Source organism: Streptomyces sp. NPDC051020 (assembly GCF_040683105.1).
Taxonomy (GTDB): domain Bacteria; phylum Actinomycetota; class Actinomycetes; order Streptomycetales; family Streptomycetaceae; genus Streptomyces.
The window spans coordinates 14,770-39,656 of the sequence record NZ_JBFBCG010000068.1; the positions used below are offsets into that span (position 1 = coordinate 14,770).

Sequence of the window (24,887 nt, forward strand, 5' to 3'; positions counted from 1 at the left end):
AATCAGAAACGCTCGACACAACGTCCCTCCGTGATCGGAGACTTCCATGGTCCTGGCCACCGTAACGCCGCCTTGGGCGTACACACTCCAACTCCCGCAGGATCCCCGTGCTCCGGGTATCGCCCGCGCCACCCTCCGCTCCGTACTTCGCGCGCACGGCATGGGCGATCTCATCGACACCGCCGAGCTGTTGGCGAGCGAGCTCGTCACCAACGCGTACCGGTACTCCTCGGGGCCGTACTCACTCCGGCTCCGCGACGTGGGCCGGCACCGGATCAGGCTCAGCGTCTGGGACACCAACCCGGACATTCCGCCACCGTTCCAGGGCGGCGCGGAGGTTCCGAAGTCGCTCGCCGAGTGCGGTCGGGGGCTGCATCTCGTCACCCTGTGGGCGGACAGCTGGGGCGCGTATCCGCTGCATGGAGGGCTGCCGGGGCACGGCGGGAAGCTGCTCTGGGTGGAGTGCGCGTGGAAGCCGGACTGTCGGTGGGGCGACCTGTCGTGACCGTGTGCAGCGACATTGCCGGATCGGTCGAGAGGGAGTCCGGTGCCCGAACAGCGTTTGCCCGCGGTGGCATGCGGTCGGCGCCATCGCGGGTCGGTCCCGCGATGGCGGTTGTGCCGCGGCTCAGCTCAGCCGGGTGGTGGCGTATGCCTCGATGGCGTCGCGCTGGTACGCGGCCAGACCCGAGGCGATGGCCTCGTACGCGGCGCGCCAGGCGGCGTTGTCCACACAGGAGCGTCCCATGGCCCGGTACTCCTCGGCGGAGACGGCACGCAAGTGGATCAGCGCCCGGTACTGGGCGTCGATCTCGGCCTGCACCGGCTCGGCGTAGGCCGGGTGGCCCGCGGCCATGAGTTCGGCCAGCCGGATCATCTGCGCGGTGCGCTCACGGTGCGCGGCATCTGCGTCGGCCTGGCTCATCGTGGCGGCGCGGCGTCCGAGCACCTCGGCGTGTTCGGGGAAGTCAGACATGTTATCCGTGTACTGGGAGGGCTGCACGCCCTCGAACAGGTTCTCCGGTCGGTTGATGGTCATGGGGTAACCGTCCTTCCTGGACTGCTCCAGTTCGGCGATCGTGCGGGAGACGGTGCCGGCCAGGGCATCAAGCCGGTCCCGCTCCGCGAGCAGCCGCCGGTGGTGGCTCCGCAGGGCATCCACCTCGTCGACCTGCGCGGCAAGGATCCGGCCGATCTCCGGCAGCCCGACGCCCAGCGCCCGCAGCACAAGGATCTGCTGCAGCAGCAGAAGCTGGTGCTCCGCGTAGTAGCGGTAACCGTTGGCGCCGATCCGGGCCGGCGTCAGCAGGCCGGTCTCGTCGTAGTGGCGCAGTGTCCGGGCGGTCACGCCCGACATCCGGGCCACCTCCGAGATCAGCCAGTCCATCACGACTCCCGCATGCGTGTGTCGCCGGGCCGGTCTCTCCGGCCCTGGTCACGACGGTAGAGGCTGCCGCAGCGGCAACTTCAAGCCCGAGACCCATAGTGCGCCGTCGTCTCTCGTGAACAGAGCCAAGAGAGCCGGCCATGGCTTCCCAGGCACAGCGCGATGCGGCGAATCATCGGACGGGCATGAGGGCGACCCCCGGTCCTCAAGCTGCGGACAGCGCCTGAGGCCCGGGGGCCGGGGGTCGGTGTGGCTGCGGGCTTCCCGCTCAGGTCGCCCTGCGCACGCACCGTGCGGATGCGTGGCTCACGTCCTTGTCTCGGGCTCCGAGGTCCACGTTCCCAGGGAGATCTCGGCGGTGATGCCGGGCCCGAAGCCGGCCATGATGCCGCGCTGGCCGTGGAGGGTTGACTCCTCGTCGAACATGCGGGCCAGGGCGTCGAGTACCACCGCGCTGGCTATGTTGCCGTACTCGGTGAGCGTGGCCCGGCTGAAGCGGAACGCTTCCGGCGGCACGTCGAGGAAGCGGCTCAGGTCGTCCAGGATGCGCGGACCGCCGGCGTGGATGATGTAGAAGTCCAGCTTGCTGGCGTTCCAGTGGTGCTGTTCAGCGAGGGCGCTCAGGGCCGGTGCAAGTGGCTCCATGGTTCCGGGCACGCGCTTGTCGAGCTGGAAGTGGAAGCCCGTGGACCGGACCGCATAGGAGATCCATTCCTCGGTCTCCGGGATGATGTACGACCCGTTGCGTTCCAGACGGACTCCGGTGCCGCCCCGGCCCCGCACCACGACGGCGGCGATCCCGTCGCCGAACAAGCCGTTGGACAGCAGGGACCCGACACCCAGATCGGTGGGCTGGTAGCACAGCGAGCAGAACTCGCAAGCGATGACGAGCACGTTGCGGTCGGGGTACGCCGTGCAGAAGTCGTGGGCCCGGTTGACGGCTGCGCCACCCGCCGCACAGCCCAGTTGGGCGATCGGCATCTGTCGCGTCTGCGGCCGGAAGCCCATCGTGTTGATGAGCCACGCGGTTGGCGGAGGCATCATGAAACCGGTGCAGGAGACGTAGACGATCAGGTCTATCTGCGACGGTTCGAGTTGCGCATTGTCCAGTGCCTGGCGGACAACAGCCGGGACGCGGGCCTTGGTCTGCGCCTCGTAGATTTCGCTGCGCGCATCGAACCCCGGGTGTTGCAGCACCTTTTCGATCGGCTGGATCAGATGCCGCTTCTGAACCCCGGTGTGTTCGATCAGACGGAGGACCAATTCGAGCTGCGGATGGTCGCCGTGCAGCCGACGTGCCAGTTCGAGCGTTTCGTCGTTGGTGATGACGTACTCGGGAACTGCGATTGCGGGCTTGCAGAGTACCGCCATGGATCTCCTCCTAGCGGACGATGAACCACACGGCCGAGGCCTGACGGGATGCAGGGGCAGGTGTCGGCCGACGGTAGCCACTGCGGCACCGTGCGTGGAGCGGCGCGGGGCAGGCTTTTTGGCTGCGGCGCCGAAGTTCCATGCCCCTGGGATGGGCATGGACGGACCGATCGACGAATGGGCTGAATTCTCTCCGTATGGGCAGATGAATTTCGGCCGTACCTCGATCGGCCCTGGGATCACGCTACGGCAGGCGGGTGAGGGTCGCACGTCGGACGGAACGCGCTGTCCGGGAGCCCCGGAATCTCCCGGGTTTCCGCCCTTCGAGGGCCGACGCGGCACTGGCTTGTCCGTGGCCACGGGCCGGCGGACCACTCGTGCTCGGCACTGCTCGGCACTGCTCGGTACTGCCCGCGCGGACCCGACCGGCCCGCCGAGGGGCCGCCCCACGGCGGGAGACGCGCCGCTGTCGGGGGATCACCCACCCCGCGGACCGGTGATCACCGGTCGGAGCGGGCCGCCCCGGCTCCGTCGCACGGTACGAGCCACGAAGCCGGGCACGGGGGCCGCCCAGCCGCCGGGCATCGATTCACCTGCTCGGCGGCGCCCGGGCTGCGCGCCGCAGTCCGGGCGCTCCTGCGCCATGGCCGGACCCGGGCCGCAGCGTGGTGGGTCTCCATGGGCGTCACCTCATCGGCGGCCCGGATCGCGTGCTGCGGTTGCACGAAGAGCCTGATGCCTTGCTGGGGTATCGACGTCACCAGGCGACGGGCAGTGCGACTGGATAACGCCAGATCGATGTCTTGTTCCAGGCCACTTCTTCGGCCGGCTTTGCCAGCCGAAGGTTGGGGAAGCGTTCCAGAAGGGTTCCGAATGCGACCTGGAGCTCCGTGGTGGCGAGCGGGGCACCGAGACAGTGGTGGCCACCCCAGCCGAAGGTCATGTGGGACGGACCGGTGCGTTCCAGGTCCAGCTCGTCAGGCCGGTCGAACTTCCGGCCGTCCCGGTTGGCCGTCAGGTAGGAGACGTGCACGATGTCTCCCGCTCGGATCTTCACGCCACTCAGTTCCACGTCCTCGGTGGCGACGCGGGGAATGCCGACGCCCTTGCGGAAGGGGATGAAGCGCAGCAGTTCCTCGAGGGCCTGCGGGAGCATCTCGGGGCGGGCGCGCACCATGGCCAGCTCTTTGGGATGCGTGAGCAGGGTGTATGCGATGTTCCCGATCTCGTATGTGGTGGTGTCCTGGCCGGTGATGAGCAGGACCATGGCCATGACGGTCAGTTCTTGATCATTGAGGAGCTCGTCCCCGTCGCGGGCGGCAGCCAGCGCGCTGATCAGGTCGTCGCCCGGGTTCTCGCGCCGGTGCGCCGTCAGCTCCGCGAAGTAGGCGCGAAGATCGGCCTTGGCGAGGACCGCGTTCTCCCGGTTGTCGATGCTGACGTCCATCATGGTCCGCGCGTGGGCGCGCAGTTGCGCCTGGTCGCCCTTGGGGATGTCGAGGACCTCGCAGATGGTGGTCAGGGGCAGGGGGTCCGCGAGGTGCGCGAAGAGGTCGGCGGGGGAACCGTGCTCCTCCATCCGGTCCAGCAGCTCATCCACGACATGCTGGGTACGGACCCGCATGCGTTCCATCTGGCGCGGCGCGAAACCCTTGGAGATCAGGCTGCGCAGGCGGCTGCTGGCCGGCGGGTCCATCACATTGATCGCCTCGTCCTGAACGATGGGTTCAGGGGTCATCCGCGGGAAGTTCCGGCCGATGATGGCGCTGCGGCTGAATCGCCGGTCGGTGGTCACCGTGCGTACGTCGTCGTAGCCGGTGACGAGCCATGCTTCCCCGTCGCCGTGGGGCAGCCGGATGCGGGTAACGGGTCCGTCGTTCTGCAGCTGCTTGAGCAGCGGATCGAATTCGAGGGCCTCGGCATAGTCGAACGGGCAGTTCCGCGGGGTGGAGACTGGTTCCATACGGAGCTCCAGATATCGGATCTGACGGGTGATTCGGTACTTACTGGGATGAACAGGTCATCAGTACCCGATCGTCTTCCGAGGCACGCACCGCTCCGGGGCAATTGGTCCATTGGAAGTGACCATCCCGGTGGTGCGGAAGGCTCTGGCCGCGGAAGGTGCGGGGTATGCCGGTGCCGCGTACGCACGCCTGCGGAACGTGCTCGGTCGGCGCCGAGGACGCCCAGGGGCCGGTGAGCGGGTACCCGAGGGCAACCCGCTTTCCGCCCCGTCTTTCTCAGCCGGCCGGCACGACGTTGGTGGCATCTACCGCGGGGCGCAGCGCTCTGGCGAGCTTGACGGCGTTGCCCACGGCCCAGAAATGGGTGAAGAACAGGCGAGGGTGATCCGTCAGGTGGTGGTTGTGCACCTCGACGAGCTTGATCCCGCCGCGCCGCAGTGCCCCCAGTACGTTCTGGACCTCCTCGGCGAGCATGACGCAGTCGCCGCTGAGTGCGGCCCGGCCGCGACCCAGCGGCTGGAAGGTGAACGCGCTGGTCGATCCCAGACCGGGAGGCAGTACCAGATGGCCGTCGCAGATCCTTTCCCGACGGGCGAAGACGACCTTGTAGACCAGGCCGTCGGGGGAACCCTTGGCGCCCAGCGCAGCTTCGATTCCGGCGATGTCCAGGTCGCTGCGGACCGGCGGGCCGGTCGGTACGGCCGGCGGGGTCCCGGTGAGGTCGAATCCCGCGCGCAGGCCGCGCGCCAGGGCCACTGCGTCGTGGCCGTGCCCGTGGACGTGGGTCCACCAGATGTCGGGTGACTGGGCGAGCAGATGCTTGTGGAGCGCGGTCTGCGCGATCCCGTGTGCCTGAAAGGCGTCGATCACCTTCTGCAGTTCCTTCTCGGTGACTGCTACATCGCCCATGCACATCGTGCTGCCGTCGGCGTAACGGACGAAGGCCACGTGGGTGCCCATCGCGAGCTCCGGTGTGATGGCGATGCCGTCGGAGACCACGCGAAGGTCCCTGCGGGGGAAGGGGGTGTGGTAGGTCGTTCCCCGCAGCATGTTGCCAGGGCGCCCCAGCGCATGTGCGACGTCGGCCCAGTCCGCCTCGGTGGTGGGCACCGGCTTGACCCGCCGGTGACGCCGGTGCCCGGGCATCCCGGTCATTCCGGTCGGCACGGGTCCAGCGGCGGAGGCCCCTGCTCCGACTCCCGCCAGCATCGGTGCCAGCGCCGCTGCGGCCAGCACGCGCCGCCGCGACGTGGTCACCTGTGTGTGCGTGTCCTGCTGTCGATCTTCAGCCATCATCTGATCGCCTCCATGGCGAGATGAAACCATGCAAAATGATAAGAAAGCGGATGCTTCGTCATGAGGCGGGTCTGGATGGACCAAGCGTGTGGTGCACGCTTCGGCCAACGGGGATCGAGCCGGCGTCGTTGCGGCTCGCGCCCGACGTATCAGGTGAGGAACGGCGGCATCTCGAGGATCGCGTCGTGGTGATCAGCCGCAGCGGAATTCTGCTGGCGGGCGAGTCCGCGGTTCCCGCCGACCGCTTCGTACTCGCCACATGGATCTTGGCGAGGGCGGCCGGCCAGGGGGCGGGGGAGGGCCGGCTGGTCGCCGAATACCACAACTGCCTGGTCGGCAACGCCTGAGCGCACGCCCTCCCGCGGTCAACCGATCGGGTGAAATCCCGCTGGGGGCGGGGCGGGCGTTCGGCCTTGCAATTCAGGGTCGCACGCCCGCCCCGAGGGCCGACGGGCATGGCATGTCGGGTGCGCCGTCTTTGGGACAGTGCCGCTCCACGATCAAGGAGCGGGGTGAGCGGCGTGGCCGTGGTGGGCCGGCAGGGGCTGAGCGATCTGGGCGGGGCGGGCGGGGCTGGTGACGGTGCGGGTGGTGGTGGCAGGGATCAGCTGAAGCACAGCGACGGCCCCTGGTTGCGGGCCGCCGGGGGAGCCGAGTCGCTGCACACGCTGCTGGGGCCCGTGAAGGCCGAGCTGGAGAGCGCGCACGAAGGGGTCGTGACGGGGACCGTCGGGCTGGAGGCGCTGGCCGAACTCGGCGCCGTACGCGAGTCGTGGCAGCGGCGGATCGAAGCCGCGCGCTGCGAGTGCGGGAGCCTCGCCGGGAAGCTCCGCGCCGTCGCACGGGTCCAGAACGTCACGGACGAGACCGTGAAGTCGTCCTTCGCAGCGGTCGCGTCGAGGACCGGTGGGCAATGACCTCGAAGATCACATGGGCCCAACTGCGCGACGTGAACTGTGCCGGACTGGAAGGCGCGGCCGACGGTTGGGGCCGGGCCAGCAACCTGGCCGACGCCGGCCGGGACCGCGTCGACAAGCAGCTGCTGAACGAGTTGCGCGGGACGCAGCAGGGCGAGGCGGCCGACGCGGCCGTGGGTCGGCTGCGACAACTCAGCCGGAACTTCCAGTACGTGTACACGGAGTGCGGTCTGCTCCGCACCACGCTGAACAGCATGGCCCACGAAATCAGGCGCCAGCAAAGGGCGTTGCAGGAAGCGCTGGACGACGCGGAAGTCCTGAAGTTCACCGTGCACCCGGACGGGTCGGTGACTTACCCGGAGGCCGGCGAGGGGCTGATCGACGGCAAGCCGATGCCGGGCGGGACGGCGACCGGGGGAGGGGTACCGGGGCTGCTGCCGCCCTTGGGTCTCGTCGCCCCCAACCCGAACGTGGCCAAGGCGCAGGACATCGCCGACCGGGTGGTCAAGGCTGTGCGGACAGTCGCCGACATCGACTGGCGGTACACGCGGATCCTGCGGAAGTTGAAGGCAGAGGAGGGCCTGAAGGTCCCCGACTCGACCTGGACGGACGCGGCGACGGACGCGGCAGCGGTACGGAACGCTGCGGGCGCCTATCTGAACGAAGCCATCCCGCACGACGCGAGTCCGGCCGAACGCAAGGCGTGGTGGGCCGGGTTGACGCAGAAACAGCGGGAGGAGTACCTCGCGGTGTACCCGGACCAGATCGGCAACCTGGACGGCATCCCGGCGGTCGTACGGGACGCCGCCAACCGGGACAACCTGCAGCTGCTCATCGGAAAGCTGGAAGGGCAGGAGGGGGACAAGGCGGAGATGCAGTTGGCGGGGTTGCGGGAGATCGACCGGCAGTTGCATCTGCTACCGAAACCCGGTGAGCCACCAATGTATCTGCTTGGAATCGGCGACGAGAGCAATGGGCGGGCGATTGTCTCTTTCGGGAACCCGGATACGGCAAGAAATGTGGCCACATACGTGCCAGGGCTGAACACGTCGCTGGACAAAGATTTCGCAGAAGGGGATCTCAAGCGTGCCCGTGACACAGCCATTGGGGCGCGGTATCTCGATCATTCCAGTGCCGCGATTGTCTGGCTTGGTTACGATGCACCGCAGACGCCAGATGGGCTATCGAGTTTGGCGGTAGCCGGCAATGAAAGGGCCGAGAAGGGTGGGAGAGCATTCAATGGCTTCATGGGGGGCCTGTTGGCTACGAACGAGAACGAGGCCCCACACTTGACGGCTATCGGGCATTCGTACGGTTCGCGCACTGTCGGTGCTGCCACTCAGCAGGGTGGTGGGATTCCCGGCGTGGACGACATCGTGCTCGTTGGCAGTCCCGGGGTTGGCGTGAATCGCGCTGAGGATCTCGGGGTTGGGAAGGATCATGTGTTTGTCGGTGCGGCTGAGAATGATGTGGTGACCAAGCTCCCCTCCAAGCGGCAAGCAGTTGTCGGCATTGTGGGATTGATCGCTGGAGGGCCGGCCGCTGCCTACGTGGCCGGTGACCTCGCCGATCCGGGAGATGACGACCTCTGGTTCGGCAAGGACCCGGCGAGCGAAGCATTTGGTGCAAGGCGGTTTCCCGTGAATGAGGGTCCGGACTTGATCAGCGGAAAAGGGTTCTCGATCGATGCGCACTCTCAGTACTTCGACCCGGAAAGAGATGCGGTGTCGGCAAACAATATTGCTCTTATCTCTGCTGGGCGTTCCAGCAAACTAAAGACGGAGCAGTATCGATGAGTTTTCGAGCTCGACTCACATCTGCAGCACTGCTGATGTGCATGGCAATGTCCGGCTGTGTGAATGCGAGGAAGGGGGGAGGTATGGATATGCAAGGGGCAGCGGAGCGCGCTGATGGCATCCTCGATGCTGTCATGAAGGAGGTCGAACCGGAGGTTCAGTGGACGCATGGTCCGACGACCACGGGCAGCTGTGATGTAACTCGGAGGCGCACCGTAATGACCATTATTTCGACTGAGCGCCGTGGCAGCTTTCTGGGCGTAGTGGAGCGCTCCTGGCAGAAGAGCGGCTACAAGATCAAGGCGATCAACAACGACGTGGATGTCCCGGCGATCTTTGCGCAGACGGAGGACGGCTTTGGGGTGACTCTGATCGTCGGGGGTGAAGGTCAGGTGTTTTTCGAGGTCGACAGTCCGTGCGTGAAAAAGTCTGACGTTACCGAGTCCTCAACTCCGCCGAACGGGCGCAGCTATGCGGGTGTGGAACTCATCCCCCGCCCCAACGTGCACTCCGACTTCTGGTCCGTCGGGGCAACGTGACGCCACATCAGGACAAGCTGACCTGAACCTCCAGATGTATCAAGCACTTTGAGTCCCGCATTGGGTCCTGGGGCCCATGCCTCGTCCGGTGTTCGTGTGGTCGCATACGTGGAGTGGCGGTTCTGTCACTGCTCACTGCACCCACTCACAAGGTAGGGGACTTGCCGTGTCTGGCATACGAGGGTTAGCGGTTCCGGGTGGTGCTGACGCAGGTGCTGTGAGGGACCGACCGCCCAGGCCGCCGCTTCCGGGGCCGTTGCAAGCAGTGCTGATCCTCGTCCGGGTGCTCTTCGTGGTCACAGTCGTGGGCGCGATCGACGTGCTGTCGGTGGCGTCCTCGGTCGATGCGGTGGACGGCCGGCTGCTGGGCATGCTGCTGTACGCGGTGTTACCGGGTACAGCCGGATTCGTGCTGTCGCTCTACGTCCGGACCGGCGGCGTGTGGATCAGGCGTGGACTTCTCGCCGTCCATGTCTGGCTCGTGCTCGGTGCGCTGGCGACGTTGAGCGGGGACGGCAGCGCGCAGGGTGTGCCCCAACTGGTGGTGCCGATTGTCGTCGTTGGCCTGCTTTTTCGTCGGAATCTACGCGCGTGGTTCGATCTGGATCCTGAACAGCGCGCTGCGCAGAGGCCGTTCGTTCTCACGCGGGTGATCAGGGCCCGTCGTGACCGTGGCCAGACCGCGATGGAGTACCTCGGCGCGGTCCTGGTGGTCGTGGCCCTTGTCGGTGCGCTCATGGCGACGCAGATCGGCGGGCAGTTGACCGGTGAGATCCGGAGTGCGATCTGCCAGCTGACCGGTAGTGCCTGTCCGGCGGCGGGCAGTGGCGTGGTCGCCGGCCATGGCACCGATGGCGGTGGTGGTGCCTCTGGCGGTGGCGGTACGGAGTCCGGGGGTGTGGACTCCGGAGGGTCGACCGTCGCCGGAGGGACTTCCTCGTCCGGCGGGTCGGGCGCATCCGGGGGGACGGACTCGGGAGGCTCCGCAGCATCCGGTGGATCGGACTCCGGTGGATCGGGCTCCGGCGGTTCAGCGGCGTCGGGTGGTTCGGACTCGGGTGGCACGGATGCCTCGGGCGGGTCCACCGCTTCCGGCGGAGACGGCGGCAGCGCCACCCAGACCGCCAAGGGAGGCGGCGGGTCGGGCGCCGCCGGTCACGCATCGGACGGCGGCTTCTTCACCGGGCTCGTCGGCGACGGCCTCTGGGGCGATGTCAGCGGTGCCGCGAACGCTGTCCTGCACCCCGTCACGAACGGCAAGAACCTCGGCAACCAGGTCGCCCAGTACGCGCAGAGCGCGAGCGACAAGTGGTCCCAGGGCGACCGCGCCGGTGCGGCGGGGGAGCTGATCAAGGGGGCCACCGGGGTCGGTGGCGTCGGTGCCGGGCTGCCCGGTTCCGGCTCCCGTGTCGGGGCGGCCGTGCAGGCGGACCAGCGCGACTATCTGAACGCCCGCATCCCGCGCAACGGCACCGCTGCCGGGCGCAAGGCGTGGTGGGACGGGCTCACGCAGGAGCAGCGCGACCAGTACCTCGCGCTTTCCCCGGATCAAATCGGTAACCTCGACGGGATCCCGGCGGCGACCAGGGACGCGGCCAACCGGAAGAACCTGACTCAGCTGATCGGAAAGCTGTCGGGGCAGAATGACGCGAAGTCGCAGAAGCAGCTCGCCGGACTGCGGGAGATCGAGCGGCAGTTGAAGGAGAACGGCAAGCAGCCGCCGATGTACCTGCTCGGCATATCGGACGAGGGAAACGGCCGGGCGATCGTCTCGTTCGGGAATCCGGACACGTCGAAGAACGTGTCGGCGTATGTGCCCGGGCTGAACACTTCTCTGGACGAGGAATTCGCGAAGAACGATCTCAAGCGGGCTCGCGACACGGCGATCGGTGCCCAGGGGTACGAGCAGTCCAGTGCGGCGATTGTCTGGCTCGGCTACGACGCGCCGCAGACGCCGGACGGGCTGAGCAGCCTGGCGGTCATGGGCACGGGGCGGGCGGAGAAGGGCGGCGCGGCGTACAACGACTTCATGAGCGGGCTGGTCGCCACCAACCAGAACAAGGATCCGCATCTGACGGCCATCGGGCACTCGTACGGTTCGCGGACCGTGGGAGCAGCTGCGCAGCATGTCGGCGGAATCCCGGGGGTCGACGACATCATTCTGGTCGGCAGCCCGGGGGTGGGTGTGGATCAGGCCGTGGATCTCGGGGTCGGTGCCGGACACGTCTTCGTCGGCGCCGCGGCGAACGACCCGGTGACCAAGCTCCCGTCCAAGCTGCAGGTTGCCGTGGGCACGCTGGGGATGCTGGCGTTCGGTCCTGCTGGTGCATACTTCGCCGGGGACCTGGCCGACCCGGGGGACGACGATCTCTGGTTCGGCAAGGACCCGGCGAGCAAGGCATTCGGCGCCAGGCGCTTCCCCGTGGGCGACGGACCACCGGTGGTCAGCGGCTCCGGCCTGAGCTTTGATGCCCACTCTCTCTACTTCGATCCGGTGAGGGACGCCGTCTCGGCGGACAGCATCGCTCTGATCGTGTCGGGACACGCCGACAGGCTCAAGATGGAGGCACAGCGATGAAGCGACGGATCCAGATCGTTGCGGTGGCCCTGGCCCTCGGCTTCACCCTGTCCGCGTGCGGGAGCGAACACCAGGTACAAGGGGACGGCGGAGGGAAGAAGGGGCGCATGGACATGCAGCAGGCCGCCGAGCGGTCCGACAGCATGCTGGACGCGGTGCTGAACGCCATCGATCCCGAGGTGCAGTGGGCGCACGGGCCGACGACTGCGGGGTCGTGCGATGTGACCCGCAGGCGCACCGTGATGACCATCGTGTCGGCGTCGCGCCGGGCGGAGTTCCTGGATCAGGTGAAGGCGTTCTGGCGGAAGAGCGATTACCGGATCAAGGCGATCAACAAGGACACGGAGTTCCCGGCCGTCTATGCCCAGACGGACGCCGGGTTCGGTATCAGTGTCAGCTTCCGCGGAAAGGGGCAGGCGTTCTTCGAGGCGGACAGTCCTTGTGTGAAGGAGTCGAAGGTCGCCGATTCCACGTCCAAGCCGAACGGTCCGGCGTACGAGGGCGTCTACCCCCTGCCCCGTCCCAACGTGCACTCCGACTACTGGTCCGCCGAGGCATCCTGATGATGCGTCAGCAACGGGAATCCGCGCTCGGCCGCTCCGGCCGGTGACCCCGGTGAGCCTGCCTGTGCTCCGAACAACTCGCACACACCCGCGAAACCGGCCTTGAACCCGCCCCCGATGGGGGATGGTTGGGGGGTGCGGAAATTCTGGGTGGTCGGTGGGATCGGCATCGGGGTCGCCATGAGCTTCGTGGCCCTGCTCGTCGTCGGCACGTACTCCGCTGCCGCCGGCCTCGGCAGCGCCGGCAGCAACGGGGCCGTCGGGCTGGCGAAGGGGGCCGTGCCGGCGAAGTTCCAGCCGCTCGTGCAGAAGTGGGGCAACCTCTGCTCGGCCATCAACCCCGCGCTTCTCGCCGCGCAGCTGTACCAGGAGAGTGGGTGGAACCCGCGGGCCCAGAGCAAGGCCGCCGCGCAGGGCATCGCGCAGTTCATCCCCGGGACCTGGTCCGGGCACGGGATCGACGGGGACGGGGACGGGGACCGCGACGTATGGGATCCGGCCGATGCCATCCCCTCCGCTGCTAGCTACGACTGTGAACTCGCCGGGTATGTCAAGAAGGTGCCGGGGGATCAGACGGACAACATGCTGGCCGCCTACAACGCCGGTGCGTACCGGGTCATCAGGTCGGGCGGCGTACCGAAGATCGCGGAGACGCAGAACTACGTCAAGATCATCCGTTCGCTGGAGAAGAGCTTCGCCCGGCCGGTCGGGCGGGTCGAACCCTCGCGGCAGGCGGCCGGGGCGATCTACTTCGCACAGAAGAAGCTCGGCACGAAGTACCTGTGGGGCGGGAACGGGACGCCTGAGCAGGGCGGACGGTTCGACTGCTCCGGGCTGACGCAGGCCGCGTACCGGACCGTGGACATCGAGCTGCCGCGGGTGGCGAACGACCAGTACAACGCCGGGCCGCACCCTTCTCGGGACGAGCTGCTCCCCGGTGACCTGGTCTTCTTCTCGGACGACCTGACCAACTCCCGGGCAATCCACCACGTCGGGCTGTACGTCGGCGGTGGGTACATGATCAACGCGCCGTACACCGGGGCCGTGATCCGCTTCGACAAGATCGACACGCCCGACTACTTCGGTGCGACACGTGTGACGAAGGACGGCGCCGCGGCACTCCCGACCGCCCAGCCGACAGGGTGACGGGGAGTCGGCCGTGGCCGGAACTGTCTGTGAAGCCTGGGCCCTGAGCTGCGACGACGAGTCTCTCTTCGATAACGTCATGGTGATCATTCGGTGGAGAGTGGAACGTACACGCGGAGAGCGTCGTTCCCTGGACTGGGACAGCATGCGCACTGACCATGCGGCGCTGACCGGCACAGTCGCGTACGTCACGCAGCAGTGATCGAAGTAGTGGTCGAACCGAAACGGGGGTTCGTCAAATGCGGTGCACACGGGTGTGCGCCGCGGCAGCAGACAAGGCAAGGGGCTGCAGCGGATGGCTGGACTCGCACTGGATGCGTCGAACCCCGACGTCAGCCTGCTCTACGACATCAATGGGCTCGCGAAGTCCGCTCCGACCTGGTTCGACCGGGTCATGGAGTTCGTCGGCGAGTACGGGATCATGCTCGGCATGGTCCTCGTGGTCCTGTGGTGCTGGTGGAGCGTCCGCCGGCGCGGCACGGCCGAGGACTCGGTGACCGCGGTCGCCGGGATCGTCTGGGCACCGCTCGCCGCCGGGATCGCGCTGCTCGTCAACATTCCGATCCGGGGCTTCGTGGAGCGGCCGCGCCCGTTCCGCGATCACCAGGGCCTGGATGTCCTGGTGTCGGGGAAGAACGACTTCTCGTTCGTGAGCGACCACGCCACGATGGCGATGGCCCTCGGCGTCGGGCTGTTCGTGGCCAACCGGAAATTCGGGCTCGTCGCGATCGCCCTCGCGCTGGCGGAAGGGTTCTGCCGGATCTACATGGGGGTTCACTACCCGACCGACGTCATCGGCGGATTCGCGCTCGGCACGGCTGCCGCGCTGCTGCTCGCCCCGCTCGCGATGGCGCTGCTGACGCCGGTCGTCGCGGCCGTCTCGCGGTCGGAGCGGGTGGGATGGCTCGTGCGGTCGCGGCGGCCCGTGCCGGCCGTGGCCGAGGGGCGCCCGCTCGGGATCCCCGAGCCGCGCCCGCGGTCGGGCGGCGGTGGCGAGAAGGGTCTGGCCGCCTGAAGGCGGTGTGGCCGAGGGAGAACCGGGGGGCGTTCGCGCCCCCCGGTTCTGCGTTACAGCGCCTGCGGGAAAGTGAAGAGGCGCTCGGGGTCGTACTGCTTCTTCACCCGGGTGAGCCGGTCGGCCGCCGTTCCGTAGTACGCCTGCCGCCAGTTGGTCAGCGTCGGGTCCGTGTAGTTCTGGTACGCCGCCCCGGACGCGTACCGCCGCAGCGCGCCGTGGGTGTTTTTCAGCCAGTCCTGCTGGGCCGTGCCCGCCGTGCCGGGTCGCCAGGCGGCGATGTACTGGGCGAGCATCCGTGAGCGGCGGTGGACGAACGCCGTCGCCCGCGGGTCGACCCGGTTGATCGCCCCGCCGAGCGCGGTGAGCGCGATCGATCCGCCGCCACCGCTCGGGGTCACGCTGATCCGGGTGAACGCCTCGGTCCGGTCGAGCAGGGCCCGTATGCCCGTCGGGGACAGGGAGTGGTCGAAGAAGTCGGACGCGGCGGCGTAGGTCTCGCGCTGGAGCGCGCCCTGCGAGGTACGGCCGGGTGTCGTACCCGGCAGCCGGCACTGCGCGGCGCTGAGGCCGGAGCAGCCCGCGTACACCAGCATCGCCTCCTCATAGCTGCGGCGGCGCAGCGACACCGAGGACGCCGATGCGCCGATCCGGTCGGCGAGACGGTCGACGGCGTTCTGGAGGTCGCCGTAGGTCCCCAGGCTGAACGCGGCGACCGACACGGTCGGGTTGCCGCCGCCCGGTCCAGCGGCGAGATGTACGGAGGACCAGATCTCGTCCGGCTGGCCCGGGCCCCACTCCTGCCAGGCGGCGATGACGGACCGGGCGCGCGACCACGGCCACGACATGTACGCGGTGACGGTCTGCGGGGCCGGGCGGGTGCGGAACGTCAGCTCGGTGACCACGCCGAAATTGCCGTTGCCCGCGCCGCGCAGCGCCCAGAAGAGGTCGGGGTGGTGCTTGGCGTCGGCGGTCACTGTCTTGCCGTCAGCGGTGACGAGCGTTGCCGCGGTGAGGCTGTCGCAGGTCAGGCCGTACGCGCGGGACGCGACGCCGTGACCGCCGCCGAGCGTGAGACCGGAGATGCCGACCGTGGGGCAGGAGCCTCCGGGGACCGTCAGCCCGTGCCGGGCAAGCCCCCGGTAGACGTCGATGAGTTTGGCGCCCGCGCCGACGGTGCCGTCCCGGTCGACCCGGGAGAGTGACGAGACGTCAATGACCAGGCGCCCGTTGCCGCTCGACCAGCCCGCGTAGGAGTGGCCGCCACTGCGGATCGAGACGGGGGTGGAGCTGCGGCGGGCGAAGGCCAGGCACTCACGGATGTCCGCCTCGTGCCGGACGTACGCGACGGCTGCCGGTTTCTGGCCGTCGAAACGGGTGTTGTAGAGCTGACGGGCCGTCCGGTACGCCGCGTCCTCGGGGCGCACGAGGGTGCCGTCGAGGCTCCTGGCCAGGGCGTGCCAGTTCGCCTTGCCGGTTGTGGCGGACGGTGAGCCGGCTGATGCGGGCGACGTGCGGGTGGTGGTGGCCGCGGTGGCGGCCGCGGGGGCGGCCGAGGAACCCGTGCCGGTGCCTCTGCAGGCGGTGGCGGTGGCGCCGGCCAGGGCTGTTGCCGCGCCCGCGGTGAGCAGGGTGCGGCGGTTCGGCAGGTTCATCGGACCTCCGGGTCGTGGCCTCGCGGGTCGATCGGTCGGGCGACCGTCGGGTGGAGCGGTTGTCGGTGATCCGTGATCAGCGGGCGGTGCGGTGTTGCTCGGCGTCGGTGCGGGCGCGGTCGCGGGAGCGACGGGCCGGGCCGGTCCACCCGCATCCGCAGCGGGCGATGCAGAACGAGCCGCGTTCGATGGTGAAGGGCTCGTGGGCGGGGGGCGTCGGCGGGGTGGCGGGAGCGGTCGGCGTGACCTCCGCGGTGTGTTGGTCGTACACGCGTCCACGGTACTGGGGACGGGCACCCGTCCGTGGGGCCCATGAGGACGGCGTGACGGCGGACACGGGTGGTCGTTATGCGGGGCGGGTGGGGGGCTCGGGCAAGCGGTACGTCGTTGAGGGTTGGCAGGCGATGGTGGTGCAGCAGCACAGGTCCGGAAGCGGGGCGCGCGCTGTCTGCGCCCTCGCCGTGGTGGGCGTGATGGCGGCGGCCGCCGGATGCTCGGACAGCGGTGGCCGGGGCGGGACCGACGCCGGCGGCCGGAGCGTGGTGGACGAGCGGGGTGGGGGCGATTCCCTCGATGTGATCCACCGGGCGGCCGCGGTGCTCGCCGGGACAGGGGGCGGGAACCGGCCGGGGAGCCGGGACGTCGCCGGGAGCGCCGAGGTGCGTACGTCGATGGAGACCGCGGCAGGCGGGACGCGGGTGACGATCACCGGCCGGGGGACGTACGACTTCCGCAGGCAGCTCGGCCGGCTCACCGTGGTGCTGCCGAAGGACGCCGCGGGCGAGTACGAACACCGCCCCATCACCGAACTCCTCGCCCCCGGTGCGCTCTACATGAAGAACCGTGGTGCCGGAGTTCCCGCCGGCAAGTGGGTCAGGGTCGATACGACGGCCCTGGAGGACGGCAATCTCGTCACGGGCGGGGTCACCGATCCCATGGCGGCCGCCGAACTGCTGCGCGGGGCGGACAAGGTGACGTATGTGGGGGAGAGTGAGCTCGCGGGGGTCATGGTCCGGCACTACCGGGGGACCGCGGACCTCGGACGCGCGGCGCGGGCCGCCTCGCCGCGATCGCGAGGCGCACTGGCCGCGGCGGCGAAAGGGTTCCGCACGGACGCGGTGCCGTTCGACGCGTATCTGGACGAGGCGGGGCGGCTGCGGAAGGTGCGGCACCGGTTCAGTTTCGCCAACCAGGGACCGGCGGTGCAGGTGGTGTCGACGACGCTGCTTTTCGGGTTCGGGGCGCCTGTGGATGTGCAGCTTCCGGACGATCGCGACATCTACACCGGGCGGATCGAGCAGGGGCGGCGGTAGCGGCCGGCCGGGCGCGTAGGCATCCTGCGGGGCCGAAATGGTCCGTCCGTGCCATGCGCGGCGCGTGGTCCGCTCCCTACGCTAGGAGGTCGGCGACGGCAGTGAGAGGTGACGTACGTGGTGACGCTCAGCACTCGGACCGTTCAGGACCATGTGGCCCTCGCCGAGATCGAGCTGTGCGGTGAGCTGATGATCGCGGCATCGGCCGCGATCGGGGAACGGCTCAGTGCGGACCGTATCGACGAGGTGCTCAACGTCGGGGCGGGCATCGAACACACCGCCGTCCCCCGGCAGAGTGACCACCGGGGATGACGGACAGAAGCGCACGTCAGGCGGCGCCTCGGACGGTGCCCCACGAAGTGCGACCGCACGCCGTGCGACCTCCCGCGGTGCTGCCTCAGGTGCGGAGCAGACGGGCGATGGCCTTCGTGGCTTCCTCGACCTTCGCGTCGATCTCCTCGCCGCCCTTGACCGCCGCGTCGGCGACGCAGTGGCGCAGATGCTCCTCGAGGAGCTGGAGCGCGAACGACTGGAGAGCCTTGGTGGACGCCGAGACCTGCGTGAGTATGTCGATGCAGTAGACGTCCTCGTCGACCATCCGCTGCAGACCACGAATCTGGCCCTCGATCCGGCGCAGCCGCTTGACGTGGTCGGCCTTCTGGTGGTGGTAGCCGTGTATGCCGCGGTCGTGGTCGGTGAGGATCTCCGCCGTTTCCTCGGCGGGTTCCGTCGCCTCTGTGGTGGTCATTGCTGCCTCCCGTTTTCCCTTTGCCCTGCGCTTTATATACCCCGGGTGGGTATATCCTAACGAATTCGGCTGAACCGTGACCGGGGGCCCGTGCTGATCACCCTGCCCGATGCGCGACACTGAAGAATGCCCGTTAGCCATGGCCGGATGATGCACCTAGCATCAGCCTGACCGAAACCAAAGCATCCCGAGGACCCCACGTGCGCTTTCGTCTGACCCCCAGGGAGACGAGCTTCTACGACATGTTCTCCGCATCCGCGGACAACATCGTCACGGGCTCGAAACTCCTCATGGAACTGCTCGGGGCGGACTCTGCCTCCCGAGTCGAGATCGCGGAGCGTATGCGGGCAGCGGAGCACGCAGGGGACGATGCCACCCACGCGATCTTCCACCAGTTGAACTCCTCTTTCATCACGCCGTTCGACCGCGAGGACATTTACAACCTCGCATCGTCGCTCGACGACATCATGGACTTCATGGAGGAGGCCGTCGACCTGGTCGTGCTGTACCAGATCGAAGAACTCCCCAAGGGTGTCGAGCAGCAGATCGAGGTGCTGGCGCGGGCGGCCGAGTTGACCGCCGAGGCGATGCCCAACCTGCGCACGATGGACAACCTCACCGAGTACTGGATCGAGGTCAACCGCCTGGAGAACCAGGCCGACCAGATCCACCGCAAGCTGCTCGCCCATCTCTTCAACGGCAAGTACGACGCCATTGAGGTGCTGAAGCTCAAGCAGATCGTGGATGTGCTGGAAGAGGCGGCCGATGCGTTCGAGCACGTCGCCAACACGGTGGAGACCATCGCGGTCAAGGAGTCCTGAACCACGTGGACACCTTTGCGCTGATCGTGACCATCGGTGTCGCGCTCGGCTTCACCTACACGAACGGCTTCCACGACTCGGCGAACGCCATCGCCACCTCGGTCTCCACCCGGGCGCTGACCCCGCGGGCGGCCCTGGCGATGGCCGCGGTGATGAACCTCGCCGGTGCCTTCCTGGGACAGGGAGTCGCCAAGACCGTCAGTGAGGGCCTGATCGCGACGCCCGAGGGGCAGAAGGGGATGGGAATCCTCTTCGCCGCCCTGGTCGGCGCGATCATCTGGAACCTTGTCACCTGGTATTTCGGTCTGCCCTCGTCCTCCTCGCACGCACTGTTCGGCGGCATGGTCGGAGCGGCGCTGGCCGGCGGAACGCTGGTGCACTGGAACGGGGTGCTCGACAAGATCGTCATCCCGATGTTCGTCTCGCCGATCGTCGGTCTGGTCGTGGGCTATCTGGTGATGGTCACGATCATGTGGCTGTTCCGGAAGACCAACCCGCACAAGGCCAAGCGCGGATTCCGCATAGCGCAGACGGTCTCGGCGGCAGGCATGGCGCTCGGGCACGGTCTGCAGGACGCGCAGAAGACGATGGGCATCGTGGTGATGGCGCTGGTCATCGCCGACGTCGAGAGCCCGAGCGCCCCGATTCCGGTCTGGGTGAAGATCGTCTGCGCGCTGATGCTCTCGCTGGGTACGTACGCGGGTGGCTGGCGGATCATGCGGACGCTCGGCCGGAAGATCATCGAGCTGGACCCGCCGCAGGGATTCGCCGCGGAGACGACCGGGGCGTCGATCATGTTCGGCTCGGCCTACCTGTTCCACGCGCCCATCTCCACGACGCATGTGATCACCTCGGCGATCATGGGTGTGGGGGCCACGAAGCGGGTCAACGCGGTGCGGTGGGGGGTCGCGAAGAACATCATCCTCGGGTGGTTCATCACGATGCCGGCCGCGGCCCTGGTCGCTGCCGCGAGTTACGGGGTCGTCGTTCTGCTGTTCGGGTGAGTGACGCCCCCCACGGGCTTGAAGTGAAAGGGGTCCGCCCCCGCTCCCTTGTGAGGAGCGGGGGCGGACCCTTTGCCTTAAGGGTGGCACCGCCATGCAGCACCCCAAAGGCTGTCCTTGGTCACCCAAAACGGCCGGAGATGTAGTCCTCCGTCGCCTGGACCGACGGGTTGGAGAAGATCCGCTCCGTCTCGTCTATCTCGACGAGCTTGCCGGGCTTGCCGACCGCCGCGAGGTTGAAGAACGCCGTGCGGTCCGAGACGCGGGCCGCCTGCTGCATGTTGTGCGTCACGATGACGATCGTGAAGCGTTCCTTCAGCTCGCCGATCAGGTCCTCGATGGCGAGGGTGGAGATCGGGTCCAGGGCGGAGCACGGTTCGTCCATCAGCAGCACATCCGGCTCGACCGCGATCGCGCGGGCGATGCACAGGCGCTGCTGCTGACCGCCGGAGAGGCCGGAGCCGGGCTTGTTCAGGCGGTCCTTGACCTCGTTCCAGAGGTTGGCGCCGCGGAGGGACTTCTCGACGACGTCCGCCAGCCGGTTCTTCTTGTACGAACCGTTCAGCTTCAGGCCCGCCGCGACATTGTCGAAGATCGACATGGTCGGGAAGGGGTTCGGCCGCTGGAAGACCATGCCGACCGTGCGGCGCACGGTGACCGGGTCGACGTTGGACCCGTACAGGTTCTCGTCGTCCAGCAGGACCTTGCCCTCGACGCGGCCACCGGGGGTGACCTCGTGCATCCGGTTCAGGGTGCGCAGGAAGGTGGACTTGCCACAGCCGGACGGGCCGATGAAGGCGGTCACGGAGCGGGGCTCCACGGTCATCGAGATGTCCTCGATGGCGAGGTGGGAGCCGTAATAGGCGGACAGGCCGCTGACGTCGATGCGCTTGGCCATCTGAATCACTGCTTCTTTCGTGCCGCGTCAGCGGCCGGTCTTCGGGGCCTTCCAGCGGGCGATACCGCGGGCCACCAGGTTGAGGATCATGACGAAGGCGATCAGGACCAGAGCGGCGGCCCAGGCACGGTCGTACGACGGCTCGCTGCCGATCTTGAACTGCTCCCAGATGTAGAAGGGGAGCGACGACTGTGCGCCTTGGAAGGGGTTGGAGTTGATCAGCTGGCTGCCGAAGACCAGCAGCATGATCGGCGCGGTCTCGCCGGCGATCCGGGCGATCGCGAGCATCACACCCGTGGTGATACCGCCGATCGCGGTGGGCAGAACCACCTTCAGGATGGTGCGCCACTTCGGGATGCCGAGCGCGAGTGATGCCTCGCGGAGCTCGTTCGGGACGAGCTTGAGCATCTCCTCGGTGGAGCGGACCACGACCGGGATCATCAGGATCGTGAGCGCCAGCGAACCCATCAGGCCGGACGGCTGGAGCTTCGCCATCAGCATGATCGACAGGATGAAGAGACCGGCGACGATGGACGGGATACCGGTCATCACGTCGACGAAGAACGTCACGACCTTGGCCAGCGCGCCCCTGCCGTACTCCACCAGATAGACGGCGGTCAGCAGGCCGATCGGGGCGGAGATCAAGGTGGCGAGTCCGACCTGCTCCAGGGTGCCGATCAGCGCGTGGTAGACACCGCCGCCCGGCTCCATGCCGAGCACACCCGCCATGGAGTGGGTGAGGAAGTAGACGTCCAAGACCTTGGCGCCGCGGCTGACCGTGATCCAGATCAGCGAGGCCAGCGGCACGACGGCGAGGAGGAAGCACACCCAGACGATGCTGGTGGCGAGCCGGTCCTTGGCCTGGCGCTGGTTCTCGACGACCGACGTCGTGACGTACGAGATGACGACGAAGAGCACTGCGGAGAACAGGCCCCACTGGATGTGGCTCTGCCAGCCCGCCGCCGCGCCGATGCCGACGCCGAGCACGAGCGCGGCGCCCGCGAAGGCGGCCGGGGCCCAGCGGGGGAGCGCCCGGCTGCTGAGGCTGTTTCTGGACGCGGCCGCCGTGGGGGTGGGGCGTTCCTGTATGCCGGTGTTGGCTGCCTGGCTCATGCGTTGGCCCCCGAGTACTCCTTGCGGCGGGCGATGATGAGCCGGGCCGCGCCGTTGACCAGCAGGGTGAGGATGAAGAGGACGAGGCCGGAGGCGATCAGGGCGTCGCGCCCGAACTGGTCGGCCTCGTCGAACTTCGCGGCGATGTTCTGGGCGAACGTTCCGCCGCCGGGGTTGAGCACATGCGCGGAGATGACGAAGCTCGGCGACAGGACCGTGGCGACGGCCATCGTCTCGCCGAGTGCGCGGCCCAGGCCCAGCATCGACGCGGAGATCACGCCGGAGCGGCCGAAGGGCAGCACCGAGAGGCGGATGACTTCCCAGCGGGTGGCGCCGAGGGCGAGGGCGGCTTCCTCGTTCATCTTCGGGACCTGGAGGAAGACCTCGCGGCTGACGCTCGTGACGATCGGCAGAATCATGATCGCGAGCAGGATGCCGACGGTGAAGAGCGAGCGGGCGACGCCGACCTCGGTCTTGTCCAGGACGTACGTCCAGCCGAAGAACTGGTCGAGCCAGAGGTTCAGCCCCTCCAGGTACGGGACCAGGAAGAGTGCGCCCCAGATGCCGTACACGATGCTCGGCACTGCCGCGAGCAGATCGACGACGTACGCGAGGGGTGCGGCCAGCTTGCGCGGCGCGTAGTGCGAGATGAAGAGGGCGATACCGACAGCGATCGGAACCGCGATGGCCATCGCGATGATCGAGCTGACGATCGTGCCGAAGAGCAGGACCGCGATACCGAAGACCGGCTTGTCGCCGACCGGGTTCCAGTCCAGCGTGGTGAAGAAGTTGCCCTCGTCCTTGGAGATGGCGAGGGTCGCGCGGTACGTGAGGAACACGGCGATCGACGCCATGATCACGAGCAGCAGAATGCCTGCGCCCCGCGAGAGGCCCAGGAAGATTTTGTCGCCCGCGCGTCCGGAGGCCTTGGGCCTGGCGCGCTTGCGTTGCACCGGGGGCACCGGTGGCGTGTCTATAGGTGTGGTGGAAGCCATGGTCTTTCCGGTCTGTGTGGGGGAGCGATGTGCTCCCCTGGCGGCGGTGCACCGGATGGGGGGTGGTGCCGACGGGCCGGTCCGGAGGGGTGCACCGGGCCGGCCTGTCGGGTGTTGCTGGTGGAGCTGGGTTTCAGCTGGTGTTACGGGTGTTGCTTCTGATTACGAGAGGGACGCGATGGTCTCGCGGACCTTGGCATTGATCTCGGTCGGGATCGGCGCGTAACCGGCGTCGGTGAGGAGCTTCTGACCCTGGTCACTGGCGGTGTAGTTCAGGAAGGACTTGACCGTGGGGAGCGTCTCGGGCTTGTTGCCCGAGTCGCAGGCGACCTCGTAGGTCACCAGGACGATCGGGTACGCACCCTCGGCCTTGGTGGTGTAGTCGAGGTCGAGCGCCAGGTCCTTGCCGGTGCCCTTGATCTTGGCGGCGGCGATGGCCTTGGAGGCGTTCTCCGAGGTGGCCTTGACCGGAGCGGAGCCACCGGTGTTGATGTCGACCGTGGAGATGGACTGCGACGAGGCGTACGAGAGCTCGAAGTAACCGATCGAGCCGTCGACCTGCTTCACCTGGGCGGCGACACCGGAGGACTGGGACGCGGCCTGGCCACCGGGGGCCGGCCACTTCTTCTCGGGCTCGTACTTCCAGTCGTTCGGCGCGGTGGCGGCGAGGTACTTGCCGAGGTTCTGCGTGGTGCCGGAGTCCTCGGAGCGGTGGAAGGCCTGGATCGCCTTGTCCGGAAGCTTCGCGCCCTTGTTGAGCTTGGCGATCGCCGGGTCGTTCCACTTCTTGATCTTGCTGTCGAAGATCTTGGCGAGCGTGGGGGCGTCCAGCGTCAGGCTGTCGACACCCTCGAGGTGGAAGCCGATCGCGATGGGGCCGCCGACCATCGGGAGGTTGATGCCCTGGCCGGTCTTGCAGACCTTCTTCGAGTCCGCGACCTCTTCGGGCTTCAGCGCCGAGTCGGAGCCGGCGAAGCCGACCGTGCCCTGGTTGAAGGCGATGATGCCCTCACCGGAGGACGACGACTTGTAGTTGACCTCGACGCCCTTGCAACCGGCCATGTAGTCCTTGACCCAGAGGTCCATGGCGTTCTTCTGCGCGCTGGAGCCGGAGGCGAGGAGCTGGCCCTTGGCGCCGTCGCACTTGATGTTCGACGCGGCGCTCGTCTTCTCGCCGCTGCCGCCCGTGCTGCTGCTGCCGCCGCTGTTGTTGTCCGAACCGCACGCCGTGAGGACCAGGGCGCTGGAGACGGCGAGGGCACCGAGCGCGGTGGCACGAAGCCGGTTCTTGCGCTGAAGCTTCACTTTCGGGTTTTTCCTTCCAGGAGCCGCCGAGGTCTTGTTCGTTCTACGACGGCGTGCGAGGTCATGGGTGGTGCGGCGTCTCGCCGCGCACCGTGCACTGCTGAAATTAGGCAGAACAGGTGAAGCCGCTTACGGGAGAGAGTGAACAGAAGGTGAACCGTGGCGGGCGGCCTGGTTCTCGCCGCGGTGGCGTGGGGCGCCTGGCCCCTGGGCGGGGCGGGGCGTCGCGTGGTGCGGTGCCCAGCCCCCTCCGGGGCGGGGTTCGGTGGTACCCAGCCCTCGGGGCGGGGGTTCTGCCCTCAAGTGCCGGACGGGCTTGGGTGTGCGGGCTTGCCGTGTCCGGCGGGTTCGGGCCCACGGGGGTGGGGGGTTCCGTCCTCAAGCGCCGGACGGGCTTGGGGTGTGCGTCTGGTTCCTGGTGGTGCCGTCGCCTTGTCGGGTGGGTGGTGGTCCGGGGCCCCTC

24 protein-coding genes are annotated in these 24,887 nt (G+C 68.0%); 13 read left to right on the forward strand and 11 right to left on the reverse strand.

The features are described from left to right. The first annotated feature begins 46 nt into the window (after nucleotides 1-46). Nucleotides 47-505 (forward strand): ATP-binding protein, encoded by a 459-nt coding sequence (locus tag AB0N06_RS29055; protein WP_366137648.1) that lies wholly within the window; start codon nucleotides 47-49, stop codon nucleotides 503-505. Nucleotides 506-628: 123 nt separating this feature from the next. Here AB0N06_RS29055 and AB0N06_RS29060 read toward each other — a convergent pair whose 3' ends face one another. From AB0N06_RS29060 to AB0N06_RS29075, 4 genes are all read right to left on the reverse strand, one after another. After that, nucleotides 629-1,387: a MerR family transcriptional regulator gene (locus AB0N06_RS29060; protein ID WP_366137649.1), complete on the reverse strand. Its 759-nt coding sequence runs from the start codon at nucleotides 1,385-1,387 to the stop codon at nucleotides 629-631. Nucleotides 1,388-1,693: 306 nt separating this feature from the next. After that, the gene (locus AB0N06_RS29065) at nucleotides 1,694-2,758 is read right to left on the reverse strand and encodes a type III polyketide synthase (protein WP_366137671.1); all 1,065 of its coding nucleotides are present in this window, start codon (nucleotides 2,756-2,758) and stop codon (nucleotides 1,694-1,696) included. Nucleotides 2,759-3,515: 757 nt separating this feature from the next. Next, a complete protein-coding gene (locus AB0N06_RS29070; protein ID WP_366137650.1) occupies nucleotides 3,516-4,721 on the reverse strand; it encodes a cytochrome P450 in 1,206 nt (401 codons plus the stop codon). Between the two features lie 277 nt (nucleotides 4,722-4,998). Then, nucleotides 4,999-6,018 (reverse strand): DUF1259 domain-containing protein, encoded by a 1,020-nt coding sequence (locus AB0N06_RS29075; RefSeq protein ID WP_366137651.1) that lies wholly within the window; start codon nucleotides 6,016-6,018, stop codon nucleotides 4,999-5,001. A 185-nt stretch (nucleotides 6,019-6,203) separates the two neighbouring features. On the opposite strand from AB0N06_RS29075, the gene AB0N06_RS29080 reads away from it, so the two are divergent. From AB0N06_RS29080 to AB0N06_RS29115, 8 genes are all read left to right on the forward strand, one after another. Beyond that, nucleotides 6,204-6,365, forward strand: a complete 162-nt coding sequence (locus tag AB0N06_RS29080; RefSeq protein WP_366137652.1) for a hypothetical protein — start codon at nucleotides 6,204-6,206, stop codon at nucleotides 6,363-6,365. Between the two features lie 165 nt (nucleotides 6,366-6,530). Then, nucleotides 6,531-6,935 carry a hypothetical protein gene (locus tag AB0N06_RS29085; protein WP_366137653.1) on the forward strand — a complete coding sequence of 135 codons (405 nt, stop codon included), beginning with the start codon at nucleotides 6,531-6,533 and terminating at the stop codon, nucleotides 6,933-6,935. Next, nucleotides 6,932-8,731 carry an alpha/beta hydrolase gene (locus tag AB0N06_RS29090; RefSeq protein ID WP_366137654.1) on the forward strand — a complete coding sequence of 600 codons (1,800 nt, stop codon included), beginning with the start codon at nucleotides 6,932-6,934 and terminating at the stop codon, nucleotides 8,729-8,731. The genes AB0N06_RS29085 and AB0N06_RS29090 overlap by 4 nt, the downstream gene beginning before the upstream one ends. Nucleotides 8,732-8,814: 83 nt before the next feature. Beyond that, nucleotides 8,815-9,270 (forward strand): hypothetical protein, encoded by a 456-nt coding sequence (locus AB0N06_RS29095; RefSeq protein WP_366137655.1) that lies wholly within the window; start codon nucleotides 8,815-8,817, stop codon nucleotides 9,268-9,270. A gap of 265 nt (nucleotides 9,271-9,535) precedes the next feature. Further along, on the forward strand, nucleotides 9,536-11,848 hold the full coding sequence (locus AB0N06_RS29100) for an alpha/beta hydrolase (RefSeq protein WP_366137657.1): 2,313 nt from the start codon (nucleotides 9,536-9,538) through the stop codon (nucleotides 11,846-11,848). Continuing rightward, nucleotides 11,845-12,411, forward strand: a complete 567-nt coding sequence (locus AB0N06_RS29105; RefSeq protein WP_366137658.1) for a hypothetical protein — start codon at nucleotides 11,845-11,847, stop codon at nucleotides 12,409-12,411. The genes AB0N06_RS29100 and AB0N06_RS29105 overlap by 4 nt, the downstream gene beginning before the upstream one ends. Nucleotides 12,412-12,528: 117 nt before the next feature. Next, the gene (locus AB0N06_RS29110; RefSeq protein WP_366137659.1) at nucleotides 12,529-13,557 is read left to right on the forward strand and encodes a bifunctional lytic transglycosylase/C40 family peptidase; all 1,029 of its coding nucleotides are present in this window, start codon (nucleotides 12,529-12,531) and stop codon (nucleotides 13,555-13,557) included. Nucleotides 13,558-13,852: 295 nt separating this feature from the next. Further along, entirely contained in the window at nucleotides 13,853-14,572 is a 720-nt protein-coding gene (locus tag AB0N06_RS29115; RefSeq protein ID WP_366137661.1) for a phosphatase PAP2 family protein, read from the forward strand. 53 nt (nucleotides 14,573-14,625) lie between these two features. Here the strand turns inward: AB0N06_RS29115 and AB0N06_RS29120 are convergent, their stop codons facing one another. Together AB0N06_RS29120 and AB0N06_RS29125 are read right to left on the reverse strand one after the other, a co-directional pair. Then, on the reverse strand, nucleotides 14,626-16,227 hold the full coding sequence (locus AB0N06_RS29120) for an FAD-binding oxidoreductase (RefSeq protein ID WP_366137662.1): 1,602 nt from the start codon (nucleotides 16,225-16,227) through the stop codon (nucleotides 14,626-14,628). A gap of 76 nt (nucleotides 16,228-16,303) precedes the next feature. After that, a complete protein-coding gene (locus AB0N06_RS29125; RefSeq protein ID WP_358861385.1) occupies nucleotides 16,304-16,498 on the reverse strand; it encodes a hypothetical protein in 195 nt (64 codons plus the stop codon). 133 nt (nucleotides 16,499-16,631) lie between these two features. Between AB0N06_RS29125 and AB0N06_RS29130 the strand changes: the two genes are divergently transcribed. Both AB0N06_RS29130 and AB0N06_RS29135 read left to right on the forward strand, forming a co-directional pair. Continuing rightward, nucleotides 16,632-17,540: a hypothetical protein gene (locus tag AB0N06_RS29130; RefSeq protein ID WP_366137672.1), complete on the forward strand. Its 909-nt coding sequence runs from the start codon at nucleotides 16,632-16,634 to the stop codon at nucleotides 17,538-17,540. 117 nt (nucleotides 17,541-17,657) lie between these two features. Next, nucleotides 17,658-17,852, forward strand: a complete 195-nt coding sequence (locus tag AB0N06_RS29135; protein ID WP_366137663.1) for a hypothetical protein — start codon at nucleotides 17,658-17,660, stop codon at nucleotides 17,850-17,852. Nucleotides 17,853-17,937: 85 nt separating this feature from the next. On the opposite strand, the gene AB0N06_RS29140 is transcribed toward AB0N06_RS29135, so the two are convergent. Further along, nucleotides 17,938-18,288 carry a metal-sensitive transcriptional regulator gene (locus AB0N06_RS29140; protein ID WP_366137664.1) on the reverse strand — a complete coding sequence of 117 codons (351 nt, stop codon included), beginning with the start codon at nucleotides 18,286-18,288 and terminating at the stop codon, nucleotides 17,938-17,940. A 200-nt stretch (nucleotides 18,289-18,488) separates the two neighbouring features. Between AB0N06_RS29140 and AB0N06_RS29145 the strand changes: the two genes are divergently transcribed. Together AB0N06_RS29145 and AB0N06_RS29150 are read left to right on the forward strand one after the other, a co-directional pair. After that, entirely contained in the window at nucleotides 18,489-19,109 is a 621-nt protein-coding gene (locus AB0N06_RS29145; protein ID WP_266983291.1) for a DUF47 family protein, read from the forward strand. Between the two features lie 5 nt (nucleotides 19,110-19,114). Then, nucleotides 19,115-20,113: an inorganic phosphate transporter gene (locus AB0N06_RS29150; protein WP_366137665.1), complete on the forward strand. Its 999-nt coding sequence runs from the start codon at nucleotides 19,115-19,117 to the stop codon at nucleotides 20,111-20,113. Nucleotides 20,114-20,234: 121 nt separating this feature from the next. Here AB0N06_RS29150 and pstB read toward each other — a convergent pair whose 3' ends face one another. The 4 genes from pstB to pstS all read right to left on the reverse strand — a co-directional run bounded on the left by pstB (nucleotide 20,235) and on the right by pstS (nucleotide 24,424). Continuing rightward, nucleotides 20,235-21,011: a phosphate ABC transporter ATP-binding protein PstB gene (gene pstB, locus AB0N06_RS29155; RefSeq protein WP_366137666.1), complete on the reverse strand. Its 777-nt coding sequence runs from the start codon at nucleotides 21,009-21,011 to the stop codon at nucleotides 20,235-20,237. A 27-nt stretch (nucleotides 21,012-21,038) separates the two neighbouring features. After that, nucleotides 21,039-22,124, reverse strand: coding sequence for a phosphate ABC transporter permease PstA (gene pstA, locus AB0N06_RS29160; RefSeq protein WP_366137667.1), 1,086 nt, complete (start codon nucleotides 22,122-22,124; stop codon nucleotides 21,039-21,041). Continuing rightward, nucleotides 22,121-23,119: a phosphate ABC transporter permease subunit PstC gene (pstC, locus tag AB0N06_RS29165; protein WP_366137668.1), complete on the reverse strand. Its 999-nt coding sequence runs from the start codon at nucleotides 23,117-23,119 to the stop codon at nucleotides 22,121-22,123. Before pstC ends, pstA begins: the two co-directional genes overlap by 4 nt. Before the next feature lie 162 nt (nucleotides 23,120-23,281). Next, the gene (pstS, locus tag AB0N06_RS29170; RefSeq protein ID WP_366137669.1) at nucleotides 23,282-24,424 is read right to left on the reverse strand and encodes a phosphate ABC transporter substrate-binding protein PstS; all 1,143 of its coding nucleotides are present in this window, start codon (nucleotides 24,422-24,424) and stop codon (nucleotides 23,282-23,284) included. Between the last annotated feature and the right edge of the window lie 463 nt (nucleotides 24,425-24,887).

Excerpts from the sequence above, each read along its gene's own strand:
- AB0N06_RS29055 (WP_366137648.1), top strand. The coding sequence starts at position 47 with ATGGTCCTGGCCACCGTAACGCCGCCTTGGGCGTACACACTCCAACTC.
- AB0N06_RS29060 (WP_366137649.1), bottom strand. The coding sequence starts at position 1,387 with ATGGACTGGCTGATCTCGGAGGTGGCCCGGATGTCGGGCGTGACCGCC.
- AB0N06_RS29065 (WP_366137671.1), bottom strand. The coding sequence starts at position 2,758 with ATGGCGGTACTCTGCAAGCCCGCAATCGCAGTTCCCGAGTACGTCATC.
- AB0N06_RS29070 (WP_366137650.1), bottom strand. The coding sequence starts at position 4,721 with ATGGAACCAGTCTCCACCCCGCGGAACTGCCCGTTCGACTATGCCGAG.
- AB0N06_RS29075 (WP_366137651.1), bottom strand. The coding sequence starts at position 6,018 with ATGATGGCTGAAGATCGACAGCAGGACACGCACACACAGGTGACCACG.
- AB0N06_RS29090 (WP_366137654.1), top strand. The coding sequence starts at position 6,932 with ATGACCTCGAAGATCACATGGGCCCAACTGCGCGACGTGAACTGTGCC.
- AB0N06_RS29095 (WP_366137655.1), top strand. The coding sequence starts at position 8,815 with ATGGATATGCAAGGGGCAGCGGAGCGCGCTGATGGCATCCTCGATGCT.
- AB0N06_RS29105 (WP_366137658.1), top strand. The coding sequence starts at position 11,845 with ATGAAGCGACGGATCCAGATCGTTGCGGTGGCCCTGGCCCTCGGCTTC.
- AB0N06_RS29110 (WP_366137659.1), top strand. The coding sequence starts at position 12,529 with ATGGGGGATGGTTGGGGGGTGCGGAAATTCTGGGTGGTCGGTGGGATC.
- AB0N06_RS29115 (WP_366137661.1), top strand. The coding sequence starts at position 13,853 with ATGGCTGGACTCGCACTGGATGCGTCGAACCCCGACGTCAGCCTGCTC.
- AB0N06_RS29120 (WP_366137662.1), bottom strand. The coding sequence starts at position 16,227 with ATGAACCTGCCGAACCGCCGCACCCTGCTCACCGCGGGCGCGGCAACA.
- AB0N06_RS29130 (WP_366137672.1), top strand. The coding sequence starts at position 16,632 with ATGGTGGTGCAGCAGCACAGGTCCGGAAGCGGGGCGCGCGCTGTCTGC.
- AB0N06_RS29140 (WP_366137664.1), bottom strand. The coding sequence starts at position 18,288 with ATGACCACCACAGAGGCGACGGAACCCGCCGAGGAAACGGCGGAGATC.
- pstB (WP_366137666.1), bottom strand. The coding sequence starts at position 21,011 with ATGGCCAAGCGCATCGACGTCAGCGGCCTGTCCGCCTATTACGGCTCC.
- pstA (WP_366137667.1), bottom strand. The coding sequence starts at position 22,124 with ATGAGCCAGGCAGCCAACACCGGCATACAGGAACGCCCCACCCCCACG.
- pstC (WP_366137668.1), bottom strand. The coding sequence starts at position 23,119 with ATGGCTTCCACCACACCTATAGACACGCCACCGGTGCCCCCGGTGCAA.